Raw genomic sequence first — 17,732 nt, 5'->3', positions numbered from 1 at the left:
ATGAGCTATTTAGACAATATTTTATTTGCCATTCTATTGGTAATTGGTTTTGGATATTTTTTCAACAGTGTTAAAAAAATTAGAAGGAATATCAATCTTGGAACCGATGTAAATCGTTCAGATAATCCCAAAGCACGATGGACTAATATGGCCATGATTGCTCTTGGTCAATCTAAAATGGTGAAAAGACCTATTGCTGGAGTATTGCATATTATTGTCTATGTAGGTTTTGTAATTATAAACATAGAATTATTAGAAATTATTATTGACGGACTTTTTGGGACGCATCGTGTTTTTGCTTTTTTAGGAACTATGTACGATGTACTGATTGCTTCTTTCGAAATTTTGGCTCTTTTAGTTTTAGTTGCAGTTGCTTCTTTTTGGATAAGAAGAAATATCATCAAACTAAAGCGATTTGCTAATCCTGATTTGAATGGAGCACCTAAAAACGATGCTAATTACATCTTGTATTTTGAGGTAGTTTTAATGACATTGTTTTTATTGATGAATGCTTCTGATTTGCATTTACAGCATGTACCTGGAGGTTTTTCTCATTTCATTAAAGCAGGTTCATTTCCAATAAGCCAATTTATTGAGCCATTATTCAATGGAATGTCAAATGAATTAGTGATGCTTCTTTCCGAAATATTCTGGTGGTTGCATATTACCGGAATTCTGATTTTCATGAACTATCTTTATTTTTCTAAACATTTACATATTCTGTTAGCATTTCCAAATACGTATTTTGCGAATCTAAATCCTCAAGGACAATTTGATAATTTAGAATCTGTTACTAAGGAAGTAAAACTAATGATGGATCCAAATGCTGATCCTTTTGCAGCAGCACCAGTAGATGAAAATGCGGTTCCAAGTAAATTTGGAGCCAGTGACGTTCAGGATTTAAATTGGGTTCAGTTATTGAATGCTTATACCTGTACCGAATGTGGTCGTTGTACTTCATCTTGTCCTGCGAATATAACAGGAAAAAAATTGTCTCCACGTAAAATCATGATGGATACAAGAGATCGATTGGAAGAAGTAGGAAGAAATATTGATGCCAATAAAGGTGTTTTTATTCCGGATAACAAAACATTATTGAACGATTATATCACTCCTGAAGAACTTTGGGCATGTACATCATGTAATGCGTGTGTAGAGGAATGTCCTGTAGATATTAGTCCGCTTTCAATTATCATGGATATGAGACGCTATTTAGTAATGGAACAGAGTGCTGCACCAATGCCAATTAATGCAATGATGACTAATATAGAGAATAACGGTGCGCCATGGCAATACAATCAGCAAGACCGATTGAATTGGAAAAACGAATAGTCGTTAAATCGTTTAATTGGTTATTTGTTTAACGAATAACCGATTTATAAATTAAGAATTTGTGATTAACCAAATAAGCAAATAACCGAATCAACAAAATAGTATGTCAGAGAATTTAATAGTGCCAACTATGGCCGAAATGTTAGCTCAAGGGAAACAACCAGAAGTTTTATTTTGGGTAGGTTGTGCTGGAAGTTTTGACGATAGAGCAAAGAAAATAACGAAGGCATTTGTTCGAATTTTAAATCGTGCCAATGTTCCTTTTGCCGTTTTGGGTACTGAAGAAAGTTGTACCGGTGATCCTGCAAAAAGAGCCGGAAATGAGTTTTTGTTTCAAATGCAAGCCATGATGAATATCGAGGTTTTGAATGCATACGAAGCAAAAAAAATTGTTACTGCTTGTCCGCATTGTTTCAATACTTTAAAAAATGAATACCCAGAATTAGGCGGAAAATATGAAGTTGTTCATCATACTGAGTTTTTGAAATCGTTGTTAGACGACGGAAGATTAACCATTGAAGGAGGACAATTTAAAGGAAAACGAATTACGTTTCATGACCCTTGCTATTTAGGAAGAGCCAATAATGTGTATGAAGCGCCAAGAGATTTGATTCTTAAATTGGATGCTGAATTAGTAGAAATGAAACGTTCTAAAGCAAACGGTTTATGTTGTGGTGCCGGTGGTGCCCAAATGTTTAAAGATGCTGAACCTGGAAACAAGGAAGTCAACATTGAAAGAACCGAAGACGCATTAGAAACAAAACCAGAAATTATAGCTGCGGGTTGTCCTTTTTGTAATACCATGATGACTGACGGTATTAAAAACAAAGAAAAGGAAGGCGAAGTAAAAGTTATGGATATTGCTGAATTAATTGCTAATGCACAAGATTTGTAATTATGAAAAAAATATTTTTTATTCTAATTGTACTTTGCAATTCAGTGTCATATTCTCAGGATATTTTTGATGTTATTGGAAAAGAAACTTGTGAATGTTTAAATGCAAAAAAGATAGATTATTTTAAGATGAATAAAAAGGAGATGCAGACCCAAGTTGGAGTGTGTATGATACAAAGTTATTCTTCTCATCTTTCAGAATTTAAACCGGAAGATAAAATAAGTTTTGATGATGAAAAAGGAATGCAAAACTTAGGAGAAAAAGTAGCAATGAAAATGATGGTTAGTTGTCCCGAAATTATTATGGAAATGGGCAAAAGATCTATTGATGAAGATGATTCTATAGAGGAAGTAAAAGAGATTGCTTTTATTGAAGGTGAAGTAACTGAAATAAAAACCGAACAATTTATCACACTTCAGGTAAAAGATAAAAATGGAAGAAATTTTAGTTTTCTATTATTAGATTACTTTGAAACAGCCTCTTTATTAACTAATAATGAGATTAATAAAAAAGATAGTATAAAAGTGAGTTATACTGAAATTGAACTCTTTGATCCAAAAAATAAAGAATTTAGATATTTTAAAGTTATAACTGATTTAGCAAAAAAGTAAATTTTTAATTTTCTGAAAATCTAGAAAAAAATAATATTATGTACGTTCCATTTGAAAATTTACCCGAAGAATCCAGAATCTGGATTTATCAATCAAACAGAAAATTTTCGGATGCCGAGTTTTCTGAAATAGAAACTGCTTTGCAATCCTTTCTTGAAGGTTGGGCTGCACACGGTACCAGTTTAGAATCATCGTATCAATTAAAATACAACCGATTTATCATTATTGCCGTAAATCAGGATGTACAAGCAGCTACAGGTTGTTCTATAGATTCATCTGTGGAATTTATTCAAAGTTTAGAACAAAAATACACGGTTGATTTATTGGATAAAATGAATGTTACTTTCAAACTTGGAGAGCATATAGCCCACAAGCCTTTGATTGATTTCAAGAAAATGGTAAAAGATAAAGCGGTTACTGAAAACACTATAGTTTTCAATAATTTAGTTAATAATATAGAAGAATACAATGAATCTTGGGAAGTTCCTGCCATCGATAGCTGGCATAGTCGCTTTTTTTAAACAAAACAGTTCAATGAGAAAAATAGGCATCAAAATTGTTTTATTTTATGTCTTAATTTTCTTTGTTGCTTCAAGTTGTGTTGGGACAAAAATTAATAAGAATAAAGTAATTGTAGCCAACATTCCGTCCAAAATTGAAAATTTGGACAGTATCAAATCGAGTAATATCCCCACACTTTTTGAATTATCTCCCGAAGGAAATAAATGGGTTGATAGTGTTTACAATGATATGACTTTAGAGGAGAAATTTGGGCAATTATTTATGGTTGCCGCTTATTCTAATAAAGATACCGTACACTTCAAGGGCATTGATAAACTGATTCAGGAAAGCAAAATTGGAGGATTGATTTTCTTTCAAGGTGGTCCTGTTCGTCAAGTTAAATTATCCAATCGTTTTCAATCGAAGTCAAAAATCCCTTTGTTTATTGGTAGTGATGCTGAGTGGGGATTGAGCATGCGATTAGATTCTACCTATCGTTATCCTTGGAATATGACACTTGGAGCCATCCAGGACATGAAATTGTTGGAGAAAGTTGGTCTTCAGATGGGAAAACAAAGCAAACGATTGGGTTTGCAATTTAACTTTGCTCCAGTTCTCGATATCAATACAAATCCCAGAAATCCTATAATAGGTTTTCGCTCTTTTGGCGAAGATAAATTCAAAGTTACTGAACGCGCCATTGCTTTAATGAAAGGGGTTCAGAGTCAAGGAATCTTTTCTACAGGAAAGCATTTTCCTGGTCATGGCGATACTGAAACGGATTCACATAAAGGATTACCAACGATTAATTTTTCGAAAGAAAGATTAATGGATGTAGAGTTTTATCCGTATAAAAAAATGTTTCATGAAGGACTTTCTTCTGTTATGGTGGCGCATTTAAACGTTCCCAGTTTAGAGTCAAGACCTAATTATCCTTCATCGATTTCCTATAATGTGGTTACTGATATTCTTCAAAAAGAATTAGGATTCAAAGGACTTATTTTTACTGATGCTTTGAATATGAAAAGTGTAAGTAACTTTAAATTACCAAGCGAAATTAATTTTGAAGCTTTTATGGCTGGAAATGATGTGTTGTTATTTCCTGAAGATGTTCCTTCAGCAATTGAAAAATTTAAGCTGGCGTATTCAGCTAATTTATTTTCTGACGAAAGATTGGCTTTTTCGGTAAAGAAAATTTTGAAATTTAAATACAAAGCAGGTTTAAACTCTTATAAACCTATTGCAACAGAAAATTTATATAACGATTTAAACTCATCTGAAAATGATGCTTTACAATATGAATTGTATGAAAACGCAATTACTGTTCTAAAAAATACGGCTGCTGTTTTACCAATAAAAAATTTGGACAAACAAAAAATAGCTTATGTAAAAATAGGAGATGACAGTAATGATGCTTTTGTTTCGACTTTGAAAAAATACGCTGACGTAACTGTAGTTGCAGATACTAATTTAGATAGTTTACAAGTAAAATTGCAAGGGTTTACAACTGTAATCATTGGATATCATAAATCAGATGTAGCTTTTAGAAACGATGATTTAAAATCTAATGAATTGTTTAAAATCAATTTTTTAGCTAAAAACAATAATGTAATTCTGGATGTTTTTGCAAAACCGTATTCGTTATTACCCATTACAAATTTTGAAGATTTCGAAGGATTGGTTGTTTCCTATCAAAACAGTACGATTGCACAAATAGTTTCTGCAGAACTAATTTTTGGAGCGATTGAAGCCAAAGGAAAATTACCGGTTTCTATTAATACGAGCTTTAAAGTAAATGATGGTTTAGCAACTGAAAAATTAAATCGTTTAGGATTCACAACTCCTGAAAATGTAGGAATGAATGCTGAAATTTTATCCAAAATTGATGCCATTGCCAACAAAGCGATTAACGGCAAAATGACGCCTGGAATTCAAGTTTTGGTAGCCAGAAAAGGTAAAGTTATTTATCAAAAATCATTCGGGCATCATACGTATGATAAAACGATTAAAGTTCAAGATTCAGATATTTATGATGTTGCTTCATTGACAAAAATTATGGCTACGTTGCCGAATGTTATGTTACAATACGATCAGCAAAAAATAAATCTGGAAACTACATTAGGAACCATGTCTCCCATTTTTAAAGATTCCAATAAAGCAAATATTAATTTTAAAGATTTATTGTCTCATTATGCAGGACTTGCTGCAGGAATTCCATTTTATAAAGCGACAATGGATAAATCTAAATTTCCTTCGGAAGTTTATTTTAGAAAAACCTCCGAAGAGCAGTTTTCTAAACGAATGACAGACAGTCTTTTTATAAGAAATGATTTTAGCGACACCATTATGAAAATGATTGTTAAGAGCAAGCTTTCCTTGAAAAAAGAATACAAGTACAGCGATCTTACTTTTATGATTTTGAAAGATTATTTAGAAAAAACAACGGGTAAAACATTAGATATTTTGATTCAGGAGAATTTCTACCGCTCACTCGGAATGAATAATTCCAGTTTTAATCCGTTAGGGAAATTTGATAAAAACAGAATTCCTCCAACAGAAACTGATACCTATTTCCGTCATCAACTTTTACAAGGATATGTCAATGATTTATCTGCTGCTTTAGAAGGCGGAGTTTCCGGTCACGCAGGTGTTTTTTCGAACGCTATGGATGTGGCTAAAATAATGGAGCTTTACTTGCAAAAAGGAAATTATGGCAATCAGCAGTATTTTTCTGAAAAGACATTTGAAGATTTTAATACGTGTTATTTTTGTGCGGCAGGAAATAGGAGAGGTGTCGGTTTTGATAAACCACAATTGGGTGCAGAAGGACCTACGTGTGGTTGCGCTTCGATGACTAGTTTTGGTCATACCGGTTACACAGGAACTATGGCTTGGGCTGATCCCGAAACGCAAATTGTCTATGTGTTTTTATCGAATAGAACTTTTCCAATAGCAGGTGAAAATAGATTATCCAAAGAAAATATTCGGGAAGATATTCAAAAGGTGATTTATGAAGCGATTATAAACTAAGCTAACTTTGACGGAATAATAAAATAGTCCAAATGAAATTATAGACAATTTCATTTGGACTATTTTTTTGTTAAAATGATTTTATTAGCAGTATTTCATTACAAATTTTGCCTGTATTATAGTATATTTGAGATAAAAACTGTTTGATGAAAAATAGGAATACCGTTTTTACAAAAGTCTATCTAATTGTATTGCTTTTTTGCATGACTTTTGTAAATGCTCAAAATAGTGATATAAATATTTTACGGGATATCAATGTTCATAGAAATAAGAGTTTAGATCCTAGTTTTAAATTAGTAACAAATAGTGCGGTTCCAATCAGTGTTGCAACTCCCATTATTCTATATTCTGTTGCTTTAATAAAGAAAGATAGTACCATCAAGAAACAAGCAATTTTTATAGGAGAAGCATTCTTGGTAAATGCATTTATTACCACAGCATTGAAACATACTATAAAAAGAGACAGACCATTTGAAACCTATCCGGATATCGATCAAGCAACATCGTCTGTTGGTAATTCCTTTCCTTCGGGGCATACTTCTTTAGTTTTTGCAACAGCAACATCACTGAGTTTGGCTTATCCTAAATGGTATGTTATTGCCCCATCATTTGTTTGGGCAGGAGCAGTGGGATATTCTCGAATGCATTTAGGGGTTCATTATCCAAGTGATGTATTTGCAGGAGCAATTATCGGCACTGGCTCGGCTTATCTTAGTTATAAAGTGAATAAATGGATTAATAAAAAAAGTACTAAAAAGGACAAATAGACTTGAAACACTATAATTATTGTTTGAAAATGAAAAGAATTCAAGTCTGAAACATTTTATTGTAAACAAATAATTGTTGGGTAATTATTAGCATTAATTTTATGTGCTGTATCAAAAGATAAAACACTAAATTCAACTAACTTTACAGTAATAGTAACACTTTGGTTAGTATTAGCATTTTTCTTTTACTAAAAATAAATTAGCTATAATGACACACAAACAGGATATGAATGATAAACAAGCTTGCTGTGCTTTAGAAGAAAAAAAAGTCAATAAAGCAGAGCAAGATGCAGGATGTTGTTCTTCTCACAGTGAGTCTGAACATCATGATGAGGAAGATCACGATCATTCTACTGGAAATGAAAGCACTTTCATAATGTTTTTACCTTCCATAATTAGTTTTATAGGATTGCTGATTGCATTATTGTTTGATAATTACGTTCCACAATCTTGGTTTAATGGTTGGATTCGAATCGTTTGGTATGTTATAGCTTATATTCCGGTAGGTTTTCCAGTTTTGAAAGAAGCGTATGAAAGCATCCGTAAAGGAGCTGTTTTTTCTGAATTTTTCTTGATGGGAATTGCTACGTTAGGCGCATTTGGAATTGGTCAATATGCCGAAGGTGTGGCTGTAATGTTATTCTATGCCATTGGTGAATTATTCCAGATGTTAGCCGTAAGAAGAGCAAAATCGAATATAAAATCATTGTTAGACCAAAGACCTGATGTAGCAAATGTAATTGAAGGAGTGAATATTGTTTCCAAAAAAGCTTCGGAAGTAACCATTGGAGAAATCATAGAATTGAAACCAGGCAAAAAATTAGCTTTAGACGGAAAATTACTTTCTGATCATGCCACTTTCAATACTGCAGCATTAACAGGAGAAAGCAAACCTGATACCAAATCTAAAGGAGAAACAATCTTGGCAGGAATGATTAATCTCAATACGGTTTCTCAAGTAGAAGTAACTACAGCTTTCACCGATAGTAAATTATCGAAAATTCTGGAAATGGTTCAGGAAGCTACTGCAAAAAAAGCACCAACCGAATTGTTTATCCGGAAATTTGCTAAAATTTACACACCAATTGTGGTCTATCTGGCGATAGCTATTTGTGTGCTTCCAATGGTATTTATAGACAATTATGTTTTTAAGGATTGGTTGTACAGAGCATTGGTTTTCTTAGTGATTTCTTGTCCTTGCGCATTGGTGATTTCTATTCCGTTAGGTTATTTTGGTGGAATTGGCGCAGCAAGTAAAAACGGAATTTTATTCAAAGGATCTACTTTTCTGGATATAATAGCATCGGTCAAAGTAGTCGTTTTTGATAAAACAGGAACATTGACTAAAGGGGTTTTCAAAGTTCAAAAAGTTGTAGCTGTAGGAATTCCAGAGACCGATTTGATTAGCTATACAGCCGCAATTGAAACTAAATCCACACATCCCGTGGGTTCGGCAATTATAGAATTTGCCAAAGACCATACAAAAGCTACTAGTGTAACTGAAGTAAAGGAAATTCCAGGATTGGGATTAAAAGGTTTTGTGGATGGAAAAGAGATTTTAGTAGGAAATGCTAAGTTGATGAAAAATTACAATATCACTTATGATGCAGAAATTGATACGATTCCATTTACAATTATACTTGTTGCTGTCAATCAAAAATATGCCGGTTATTTTATTATTGCTGATGAAGTTAAAGAAGATGCAAAAGAGGCAATCCAGAGCTTACACAAATTAAATGTCGAAACTATTATGCTTTCTGGCGATAATCAATCAATAGTTTCTGTTGTTGCCAAAGAGTTGAATATTGATCAGGCTTTTGGAAATTTATTGCCTGAAAACAAAGTTGAAAAACTAGAGGCTGTATTGAAGCAAAATTTAAGCGTTGCATTTGTTGGTGATGGGGTAAATGATGCTCCGGTAATTGCTCTAGCAAATGTAGGAATTGCAATGGGTGGTTTAGGAAGTGACGCCACCATTGAAACTGCTGATGTTGTTATTCAAAATGATCAACCCACTAAGATTTATACTGCAATTAATATTGGAAAAAAGACAAAACAAATTGTTTGGCAAAACATTTTTTTAGCTTTTACCGTTAAATTGATAGTTTTGGTAATGGGAGCAGGAGGATTAGCTACGATGTGGGAAGCTGTTTTTGCTGATGTTGGCGTCGCTTTATTAGCGATTTTAAATGCGGTAAGAATCCAACGTATTAAGTTTTAGACTTTAAAGATTTAACTTAAATTTCCATAAAACACATTCCTATTTTTATTAATTTCGTTTCATTAAAATACATAGATGAAAATTGCAATAGTTTGTTATCCTACCTTTGGAGGAAGTGGTGTTGTCGCTACAGAATTAGGTCTTGAATTGGCAAGACGTGGTCACGAAATCCATTTTATAACGTATAGTCAACCTGTACGTTTGGCGCTTTTAAATCCAAATGTGCATTACCACGAAGTGAATGTTCCTGAATATCCATTATTTCATTATCAACCATACGAATTGGCTTTGTCAAGCAAATTAGTGGATATGGTAAAGCTCTATAAAATCGAGTTATTGCATGTACATTATGCAATTCCTCATGCTTATGCAGGTTATATGGCCAAACAAATGCTGAAAGATGAGGGAATTAATATTCCAATGGTGACTACACTTCACGGAACTGATATTACATTAGTTGGGAACCATCCATTTTATAAACCAGCCGTAACTTTTAGCATTAACAAATCTGATTTTGTTACTTCGGTTTCCCAAAGTTTGAAAGATGATACTCATAAATTATTTAATATAAAAAATGAAATTGAGGTAATTCCTAATTTTATAGAATTAGATAAAAACCATAATGATCCAAGTACAGCTTGTCATCGTTCTGTAATGGCTAATAAAAATGAGAGAATCATTACGCACATCAGTAATTTCAGAAAAGTAAAACGAATTCCGGATATAATTAAAATTTTCTATAATATTCAAAAAGAAATTCCTGCTAAATTGATGATGGTAGGGGATGGTCCTGAAAAAGAAAAAGCAGAATATTTATGTCAGGAATTAGGAATTCAGGATAAAGTCATCTTTTTTGGAAACAGTAATGAGATTGATAAAATTTTGAGTTATACTGATTTATTTTTGTTACCATCTGAAACAGAAAGTTTTGGACTTGCGGCTCTCGAAGCAATGGCTTGGAGTGTTCCCGTAATTTCAAGTAATTCCGGAGGTTTGCCAGAAGTGAATTTTGACGGTATTTCCGGATATTTAAGCAATGTTGGGAATACAGATGAAATGGCACAAAACGCTTTGAAAATTTTAAAAGATGACGCTACTCTTCATAAATTTAAAGAAAATGCGCTGTCAGTTGCAAAACAATTTGACATCAAAAACATCTTGCCGCTTTATGAAGCTTTATATAAAAAAGCGATAAAAAAATATGCATAGATTTTATATTTTTCTAAAATAAAAAGTAGTAAAACTTTTTGAAATTAATCCATTAACGAATAAAATGTTGCAATGAAAAAAATAATAGTATCACTAGTTGCTGTCGCTTTAGTTTCCTGCGGTGCAACAGTTACAAAAAGTTCCGATAAAAGTTCTTTATATGAAGTCTTGACGCAACAGACAAACGGTGGTGCAAGTATTCGTTTTTTTGAGATTCTTTCGGAGCCAAATGAAATTGCAATGTTGCAGAACGATGAAAATTTAAAAAATAAAATCAGTTCAAATGATGTTCAGACTGCGAATTTTATAGTTTTGAATATGGGAGAAAAAACATCTGGAGGGTATAGTATAGGGATTGATACTGTTATTGAAACCGATAAAAATATTGTTATCACCATAAAAGAAACTAATCCTGAACCGGGAAGTATGGTTACACAAGCTTTTACAAATCCTTTTTGTGTAGTCAAGATAAATTCCAAGAAAGAGATTATTTTTAAATAAAAAAAACGCCACTATTGCTAGTGGCGTTTTTAATATGTTATCTAAAATATTAGAATTGGTATCTAAGACCTAATGCAATATCAGAACCGTAATTGTTTTCGTAATATCCATTTCCTCCAAACTCAGGTCTGAAATCTAAAGAGATTAACAATGGAATATCAAAGTTATATTCAATACCGATATCTCCAGCAGCAAATACAAAAGTATCATTAAATGATTCGTTATTATTATCATAACTGTAGCTTCCTACACCACCACCAACACCTGCATACCAGTTGAAACCACCATCAATGTTCCATACCCATTGGTACAAAGCTGCTAATTTTACTGCATTGTCATCATAACCATTGTTGTTATAGTTACTTCTGTTTCTCCAACCTAAATCAAGTTCAAGTCTGTTGTTGCTTCCTAATGCTCTTTGGTAAGAAAGTTCTCCACCAAAACCATTATTACCACCTAAACGTAATCCCAATGCGTTTTTCGAAATGTCTTGTGCTTGTGCGGTAAATGCTAATCCAATTAACATTATTGCCGATAAAATAATTTTTTTCATAAGTAAGTTTTTTATAGATACAAATGTATAATTAAGTAGGGTATGAAGTTTATAAAATTTTATAGAAAAGTTATATAATTTACGTTTTTCAGGATTTTGATGCTTTTTTATGTTGGTATTACATTAGGATGTTTTGTTTGGAGAAAAGCGCTGAAGCCACGATTTGATTGCTTAAAATATCTTCCATCTCAAAAAGGTTCTCTTCTTCAATATAATTTGCTTCGGAATAGTTATATAATTTCCAACGTTTTTTATTGTATTCCAATGCTGTTAAGTTTTCAACCCAATCTCCAGAATTCAAATATAAAGTTGACCCGTTTTTAGTTTCTTGATGAATCATTTTTGGTTCATGAATATGCCCGCATATAACATAATCGTATTTTTTTTCGATGGCTAATTCAGTTGCCGTTTTCTCAAAATCAGAAATGTGTTTTACTGCTTTTTTTACACTTGCCTTTATTTTTTTAGAAAAAGAATACGGCTCTCTTCCTATTTTGGATAAACACCAATTGACAAATCGGTTTGAAAGTATTAAATAATCATAGCCTAAACCACCAAGTTTGGCAATCCATTTTGAGTGTTGTACAGAGGCATCAAAAACATCACCGTGAAATATCCAGGCCTTTTTGTCATCGAGATTTAAAACTAACTTGTCCACTAATGCGAAATTACCCATATTCATATCGCTAAATTTTCGGAGCATTTCATCATGATTTCCTGTGATGTAGTAAACCTTTGTCCCTTTGGATGCAAAACTTATAATTTTTTGTATGACTTTTAAATGTGCTTTTGGAAAATAGGATTTTCGAAACTGCCATACATCTATAATATCACCATTTAATACTAGCGTTTTAGGTTTTATAGAAGATAAATAATTATAAAGTTCTTTAGCATGACTACCAAAAGTTCCAAGGTGTACATCAGAAATCACCACTAACTCGACTTTTCTTTTTTTCAATGTATTTGAATTTGAAGTTTACCAAATTAATAGAATTATTAGCAATAGAAATGGAATTAAAGGTTAAGAAATCTAAGACAAGATTAAATTAATATCAATAAATGTGAAATGTTTCTTAAAACTTTATCCCGAAATTTCGGGATAAGCTTTTAAACTTTAAACTAAAATGGTACTTTTGTTCAAAACTAATTATAATGGCAGGAAATAGCTACGGAACACTATTTAGAATAACAACTTTTGGAGAATCACATGGTGAAGCATTAGGTGGTATAATAGATGGTTGCCCTCCTGGAATAACTATAGATTTAGATGCAATTCAATTTGAAATGTCAAGAAGAAAGCCGGGACAATCGGCTATAGTTACCCAACGTAAAGAGCCGGATGATGTACAATTTTTATCCGGAATATTTGAAGGTAAAACAACTGGAACACCAATAGGTTTTATTATTCCTAATACCAATCAAAAATCAGACGATTACTCTCATATAAAAGATAATTACAGACCCAGCCATGCTGACTATGTGTATGAAAAAAAATATGGTGTTCGTGATTACCGCGGTGGCGGAAGAAGTTCTGCTCGTGAAACGGCCAGTAGAGTAGTGGCTGGGGCGGTAGCAAAACAAATGCTGTCAGAAATAAAAATCAATGCTTACGTTTCTTCTGTAGGTCCAATTTTTTTAGAAAAACCATACCAAGAATTAGACTTTTCAAAAACTGAAAATAATCCTGTACGTTGCCCTGATGAAGCTTCAGCGGTAATTATGGAGGAATATATCCGTGATATTCGCAAACAAGGTGACACTGTGGGTGGAACTGTAACCTGTGTGATTCAAAATGTGCCTATTGGTTTAGGAGAACCTGTTTTTGATAAGCTTCATGCTGAATTGGGAAAAGCCATGCTTTCAATCAATGCCGTAAAAGGATTTGAGTTTGGAAGCGGTTTTGATGGAGCCAGAATGAAAGGAAGCGAGCATAATGATTTGTACAATACTGACGGTACTACTAAAACCAATCTTTCAGGTGGTATTCAAGGTGGAATCAGTAACGGAATGGATATTTATTTCCGTGTGGCTTTCAAACCAGTGGCAACCATTATGCAAAAACAAGAATCATTGGATAACAAAGGGAATATTACTGAAATGACTGGAAAAGGACGACATGATCCTTGTGTTGTGCCGCGTGCAGTACCCATAGTTGAAGCAATGGCAGCCATTGTATTAGCTGATTTTTATTTGATAAACAAAACCTATTAATATTAATTTTTGAAGCTTTTCCTGCTTTTTACTTTATTTTTCCTTGCTTGGCAGCAAACAAGAAAAAGATAGTATTGTAAAGAAAATTCACTGAACACTTATAAAGTTGAGTGAAGTAACGGGTTAAGACTAAAACCTAACAATCAATTTAATGAACACCAAAACAACTAAAAAACCATCTTTTTTTTCAGGATTAACGGGACAAATATTAATTGCGATGGTTTTAGGTGCTATTTTAGGCATTGTAATTCATAATTCCATTTCGCCAGAAGCAGCTCAAGGATTCAGTGCAAAAATTAAAATCTTGGCAACAATTTTCATTCGATTAGTTCAGATGATTATTTCGCCATTAGTTTTTACAACACTTGTTGTGGGAATTGCAAAACTGGGAGATATTAAAGCTGTTGGAAGAATTGGAGGAAAAGCAATGGGTTGGTTTTTTACAGCTTCATTCATCTCTTTATTATTGGGAATGTTTTTTGTAAACATACTTGAACCGGGAGTTGGTCTTAATTTATCAAATGTTGATTTGGCTTCTGTTTCTGAAGTTACTGCAAAAACTCAAAATATATCTTTTGAAAATTTTATTGAGCATATTGTACCTAAAAGTATTTTTGAAGCAATGGCAACCAATGAAATTTTACAAATTGTGATTTTCTCTATTTTCTTTGGTTTAGCCGCAGCATCATTGGGAGATTATGTTAAGCCGGTTACAAATGCTTTAGATAAAACATCTCACATTGTTCTTAAAATGGTGAATTATGTAATGAAATTTGCTCCAATAGGAGTTTTTGGAGCCATTGCAGGAGTTTTCGCAGTAAGAGATTTTCAAGAATTAGCGATTACCTATTTCAAATTTTTTGGTTCATTCTTAGTTGGAATTTCATCACTTTGGTTGGTATTAATTGTGGTGGGTTACATTTTTCTAAAAAGCAGAATGACTGTTTTACTTAAAAGAATTGTAAGTCCTTTGATTATTGCTTTTGGGACAACCAGCAGTGAAGCGGTTTTTCCAAAATTGACAGAGGAATTAGAGCGTTTTGGAGTAAAAGATAGAATCGTTTCTTTCATGTTGCCCTTAGGTTATTCATTTAATCTAGATGGGAGTATGATGTACATGACTTTTGCCAGTATTTTTATTGCTCAAGCTTATGGTATTGATTTAGATTTAGGAACACAAATGACCATGCTTTTAGTTTTGATGCTTACCAGCAAAGGAATTGCAGGTGTTCCAAGAGCAAGTTTAGTTGTAGTTGCAGCTACTTGCGGTATGTTTGATATTCCAATTGAAGGAATCGCATTAATTTTACCAATTGATCATTTTTGTGATATGTTCCGTAGTGCAACAAATGTTTTAGGAAATGCCTTAGCTACATCAGTTGTAGGACAATGGGAAGGTAATGATGAAAATGAAACTGTAGCTTCAGAATAGTTATTACGGTACGTTTTCCAATAAATAACATCTTTAACCTGTTCAATTAGTTGAGCAGGTTTTTTTTGGATTTAAAAATTCAAAATTTTAATTGTTTCTTATTTTAAAGATAATATTGCTGTTTTTAAAAAATGTGCTTATTCAATTTTATTTTAATAGATAATATGCACTTATTCCCCTTTTTTTTATTAATAAAATGTATATTTGATAAACTCTAATTGTTTATGTATCATTTACGTATTGTTTTATCGCTATTGTTTGTATTAAATTGTTTTAGTGATAATTCAATTGCCCAAACAAGAACATATTCTAAGCAAGAAATCACTAGCCTTACTGACGAAGCTTCCCGATACTTAAAGGAGTCTAATTTTGAGAAATCTCTGGATATTTCTAAATTGGCACTTCGGTCCTCTATTAATGCTAATGATTTATATTCAACAGCCATTTCCTATATTACAATTGCGGCAAATTATGCCGAGATGGCTGAATTTGATAAAGCAATATTCTTCTATAACAAGAGTTTATCCTATGCTGATAAGACGAGTAATGACACATTAAGAAAACGGATAAATAATAATTTAGGAAATATCTATTGTTTTGAAAAAAAGCAATATGAAAAAGGCATAAATTTTTACGAAAACTCTCTTAAATACAGTCAGAAATTAGCAGATACCAACCAGGTTTTTATGACTAAACTTAATATTGCCTGGGCTTATTTTGATATTGGTCTTTTTGAAAAAGGTTTCCCAAGTTTAGAATTCATTAACAAATACAATAAAAAATATGGTGATGAAACAAACGCTGTAGCTGTAAATATGCTAAATGGAATGTATTATGGTTACAAAGGAGTCCATGATAAAGCAACATCATCTTTTATCAATGCTATAAAATTTGGAAATGAAGGAAATGAAAAATCAGATTTATCCTTTTCATATCTTGAATATTCAAAATATTTATTGAAGAAAGGTGATTATAAAAATGCCTATGAAAATCTCGCCCGTTACAACATAATTACTGACGAATTATATAACGAGAAAAAAATTAAGAAAGCTAATTTAGCCGGGATAAATTTAGAATTAGATGAATACAAAAGAGAGATAGATAAAATTGAAACGGAGAAAGTGGCTCAGCTTCAAAGTTTAAGGAAATCAAAAATCATTGTATTGCTATTTGGAGTAGTTTTTTGCTTTCTGTTATTATTGCTTTATACTTTATTCAAGAATAATAATTTTAAGAAAAAAGCCAATGAGAAGCTTTCTCAAACAAATATAGAATTGCTGGCTGCCAAAGAAAAAGCAGAAGAAGCGTCTATATTAAAATCACAATTTGTCTCTACAATCAGTCATGAATTAAGAACTCCTTTATACGGTGTAGTAGGGATTACAAACATGCTGCTTGATGAGCATAAAGAGTTAGCCGGTAGTCCACATTTAAGTTCTCTTAAATTTTCAGCCCGATATTTATTATCATTAGTGAATGATATTCTGCAAATTAATAAAATTGAGGACAATAGAATTGTTCTTGAAAATTTAACTTTTAATATTTCTGATGAAATTAATATGGTTAAAAGTTCATTATCATTTATAGCTAAAACGAATGATAATGTAGTTCATGTGAATGTTGACCCTAATATTCCGGAATATTTAATTGGTGATAAGTTAAGACTTTCTCAAATCATTATGAATTTAGTCAGTAATGCATTGAAGTTTACCAAAAAAGGAGAAGTAAGCATAAATGTAAACTTGGTGAAAGTAGAAGGTAAATCCCATTTTTTAGAATTTAAAATTCAAGATAACGGAATAGGAATTCATGCTACAGATCAGGAAAAGATTTTTGATAAATTTGTTCAGGTTAGCAGAAAAGAAACGGATTACCAAGGAACCGGTTTAGGTCTTTCTATCGTAAAACAAATGTTAGGATTGTTTGACAGCGATATTTCACTCGAAAGTGCCATAGGAGAGGGAACTTCATTTAAATTTGTAATTGCATTTGAATTTAATCCTGAGCGAACAACTGAAATTATTAATAACATTCAAGTAGATATGAGTTCAACCCAAACCGTTAATGTTTTAGTAGTAGAGGATAACCATATAAATCAGGTTATTACCAGAAAAACGATAGAAAAGAACAACTATAAATGTAGTGTTGTTGACAATGGTTACGCTGCATTAGAAATATTAGAAAAAGAGAATTTTGATGTGATATTAATGGATATTAATATGCCTTTAATCAATGGTTTTGAAACAACAAGAAAAATCCGTCTTAAAGGTATTGGTATACCCATTGTAGCATTGACGGCATTTGATAAAACAGAAATAACGGAAGAAGCTCTTTCAGCCGGAATCAATGATATCATCATTAAACCTTTTGATTCGATTAAATTATTTGAAATCATCAGTATTTTAATATCAAAACCTAAAAGTATCGCTTAATTTATTTTTATATAATCCTGTTTTTAAAAATTGTTTG

General features: G+C 32.3%; 14 protein-coding genes. 12 read left to right on the top strand and 2 right to left on the bottom strand.

Annotated features, from left to right (window positions below):
• From CLV00_RS13460 to CLV00_RS13420, 9 genes are all read left to right on the top strand, one after another.
• A complete protein-coding gene (locus CLV00_RS13460; protein ID WP_099715667.1) occupies positions 1 to 1,332 on the top strand; it encodes a (Fe-S)-binding protein in 1,332 nt (443 codons plus the stop codon).
• 103 nt (positions 1,333 to 1,435) lie between these two features.
• On the top strand, positions 1,436 to 2,227 hold the full coding sequence (locus CLV00_RS13455; RefSeq protein ID WP_099715666.1) for a (Fe-S)-binding protein: 792 nt from the start codon (positions 1,436 to 1,438) through the stop codon (positions 2,225 to 2,227).
• 2 nt (positions 2,228 to 2,229) lie between these two features.
• Positions 2,230 to 2,838: a hypothetical protein gene (locus tag CLV00_RS13450; protein WP_099715665.1), complete on the top strand. Its 609-nt coding sequence runs from the start codon at positions 2,230 to 2,232 to the stop codon at positions 2,836 to 2,838.
• Positions 2,839 to 2,876: 38 nt separating this feature from the next.
• Positions 2,877 to 3,359, top strand: coding sequence for an ABC transporter ATPase (locus tag CLV00_RS13445; RefSeq protein ID WP_099715664.1), 483 nt, complete (start codon positions 2,877 to 2,879; stop codon positions 3,357 to 3,359).
• A gap of 13 nt (positions 3,360 to 3,372) precedes the next feature.
• Entirely contained in the window at positions 3,373 to 6,369 is a 2,997-nt protein-coding gene (locus CLV00_RS13440) for a glycoside hydrolase family 3 N-terminal domain-containing protein (protein ID WP_099715663.1), read from the top strand.
• Positions 6,370 to 6,515: 146 nt separating this feature from the next.
• Positions 6,516 to 7,136: a phosphatase PAP2 family protein gene (locus tag CLV00_RS13435; protein ID WP_099715662.1), complete on the top strand. Its 621-nt coding sequence runs from the start codon at positions 6,516 to 6,518 to the stop codon at positions 7,134 to 7,136.
• Positions 7,137 to 7,344: 208 nt separating this feature from the next.
• Complete coding sequence (locus CLV00_RS13430; protein ID WP_199074804.1) at positions 7,345 to 9,357, top strand: heavy metal translocating P-type ATPase; 2,013 nt, start codon at positions 7,345 to 7,347, stop codon at positions 9,355 to 9,357.
• A gap of 75 nt (positions 9,358 to 9,432) precedes the next feature.
• Positions 9,433 to 10,566, top strand: coding sequence for an N-acetyl-alpha-D-glucosaminyl L-malate synthase BshA (gene bshA / locus CLV00_RS13425; RefSeq protein WP_099715661.1), 1,134 nt, complete (start codon positions 9,433 to 9,435; stop codon positions 10,564 to 10,566).
• A 72-nt stretch (positions 10,567 to 10,638) separates the two neighbouring features.
• The gene (locus tag CLV00_RS13420; protein WP_099715660.1) at positions 10,639 to 11,067 is read left to right on the top strand and encodes a protease complex subunit PrcB family protein; all 429 of its coding nucleotides are present in this window, start codon (positions 10,639 to 10,641) and stop codon (positions 11,065 to 11,067) included.
• A 49-nt stretch (positions 11,068 to 11,116) separates the two neighbouring features.
• On the opposite strand, the gene CLV00_RS13415 is transcribed toward CLV00_RS13420, so the two are convergent.
• Both CLV00_RS13415 and CLV00_RS13410 read right to left on the bottom strand, forming a co-directional pair.
• Positions 11,117 to 11,620: a hypothetical protein gene (locus CLV00_RS13415; RefSeq protein WP_099715659.1), complete on the bottom strand. Its 504-nt coding sequence runs from the start codon at positions 11,618 to 11,620 to the stop codon at positions 11,117 to 11,119.
• Between the two features lie 118 nt (positions 11,621 to 11,738).
• Complete coding sequence (locus CLV00_RS13410; protein WP_099715658.1) at positions 11,739 to 12,578, bottom strand: UDP-2,3-diacylglucosamine diphosphatase; 840 nt, start codon at positions 12,576 to 12,578, stop codon at positions 11,739 to 11,741.
• A gap of 194 nt (positions 12,579 to 12,772) precedes the next feature.
• Here CLV00_RS13410 and aroC point away from each other — a divergent pair, with 194 nt between their 5' ends.
• The 3 genes from aroC to CLV00_RS13395 all read left to right on the top strand — a co-directional run bounded on the left by aroC (position 12,773) and on the right by CLV00_RS13395 (position 17,695).
• Positions 12,773 to 13,831: a chorismate synthase gene (aroC, locus tag CLV00_RS13405; protein ID WP_099715657.1), complete on the top strand. Its 1,059-nt coding sequence runs from the start codon at positions 12,773 to 12,775 to the stop codon at positions 13,829 to 13,831.
• A 151-nt stretch (positions 13,832 to 13,982) separates the two neighbouring features.
• Positions 13,983 to 15,263: a dicarboxylate/amino acid:cation symporter gene (locus CLV00_RS13400; RefSeq protein WP_099715656.1), complete on the top strand. Its 1,281-nt coding sequence runs from the start codon at positions 13,983 to 13,985 to the stop codon at positions 15,261 to 15,263.
• Between the two features lie 224 nt (positions 15,264 to 15,487).
• On the top strand, positions 15,488 to 17,695 hold the full coding sequence (locus CLV00_RS13395; protein WP_099715655.1) for a response regulator: 2,208 nt from the start codon (positions 15,488 to 15,490) through the stop codon (positions 17,693 to 17,695).
• Positions 17,696 to 17,732: the final 37 nt, after the last annotated feature.

Origin of the sequence: Flavobacterium sp. 11 (assembly GCF_002754315.1) — a bacterium.
Classification (GTDB): domain Bacteria; phylum Bacteroidota; class Bacteroidia; order Flavobacteriales; family Flavobacteriaceae; genus Flavobacterium; species Flavobacterium algoritolerans.
This window is presented reverse-complemented; position numbering and strand designations above follow the sequence as displayed.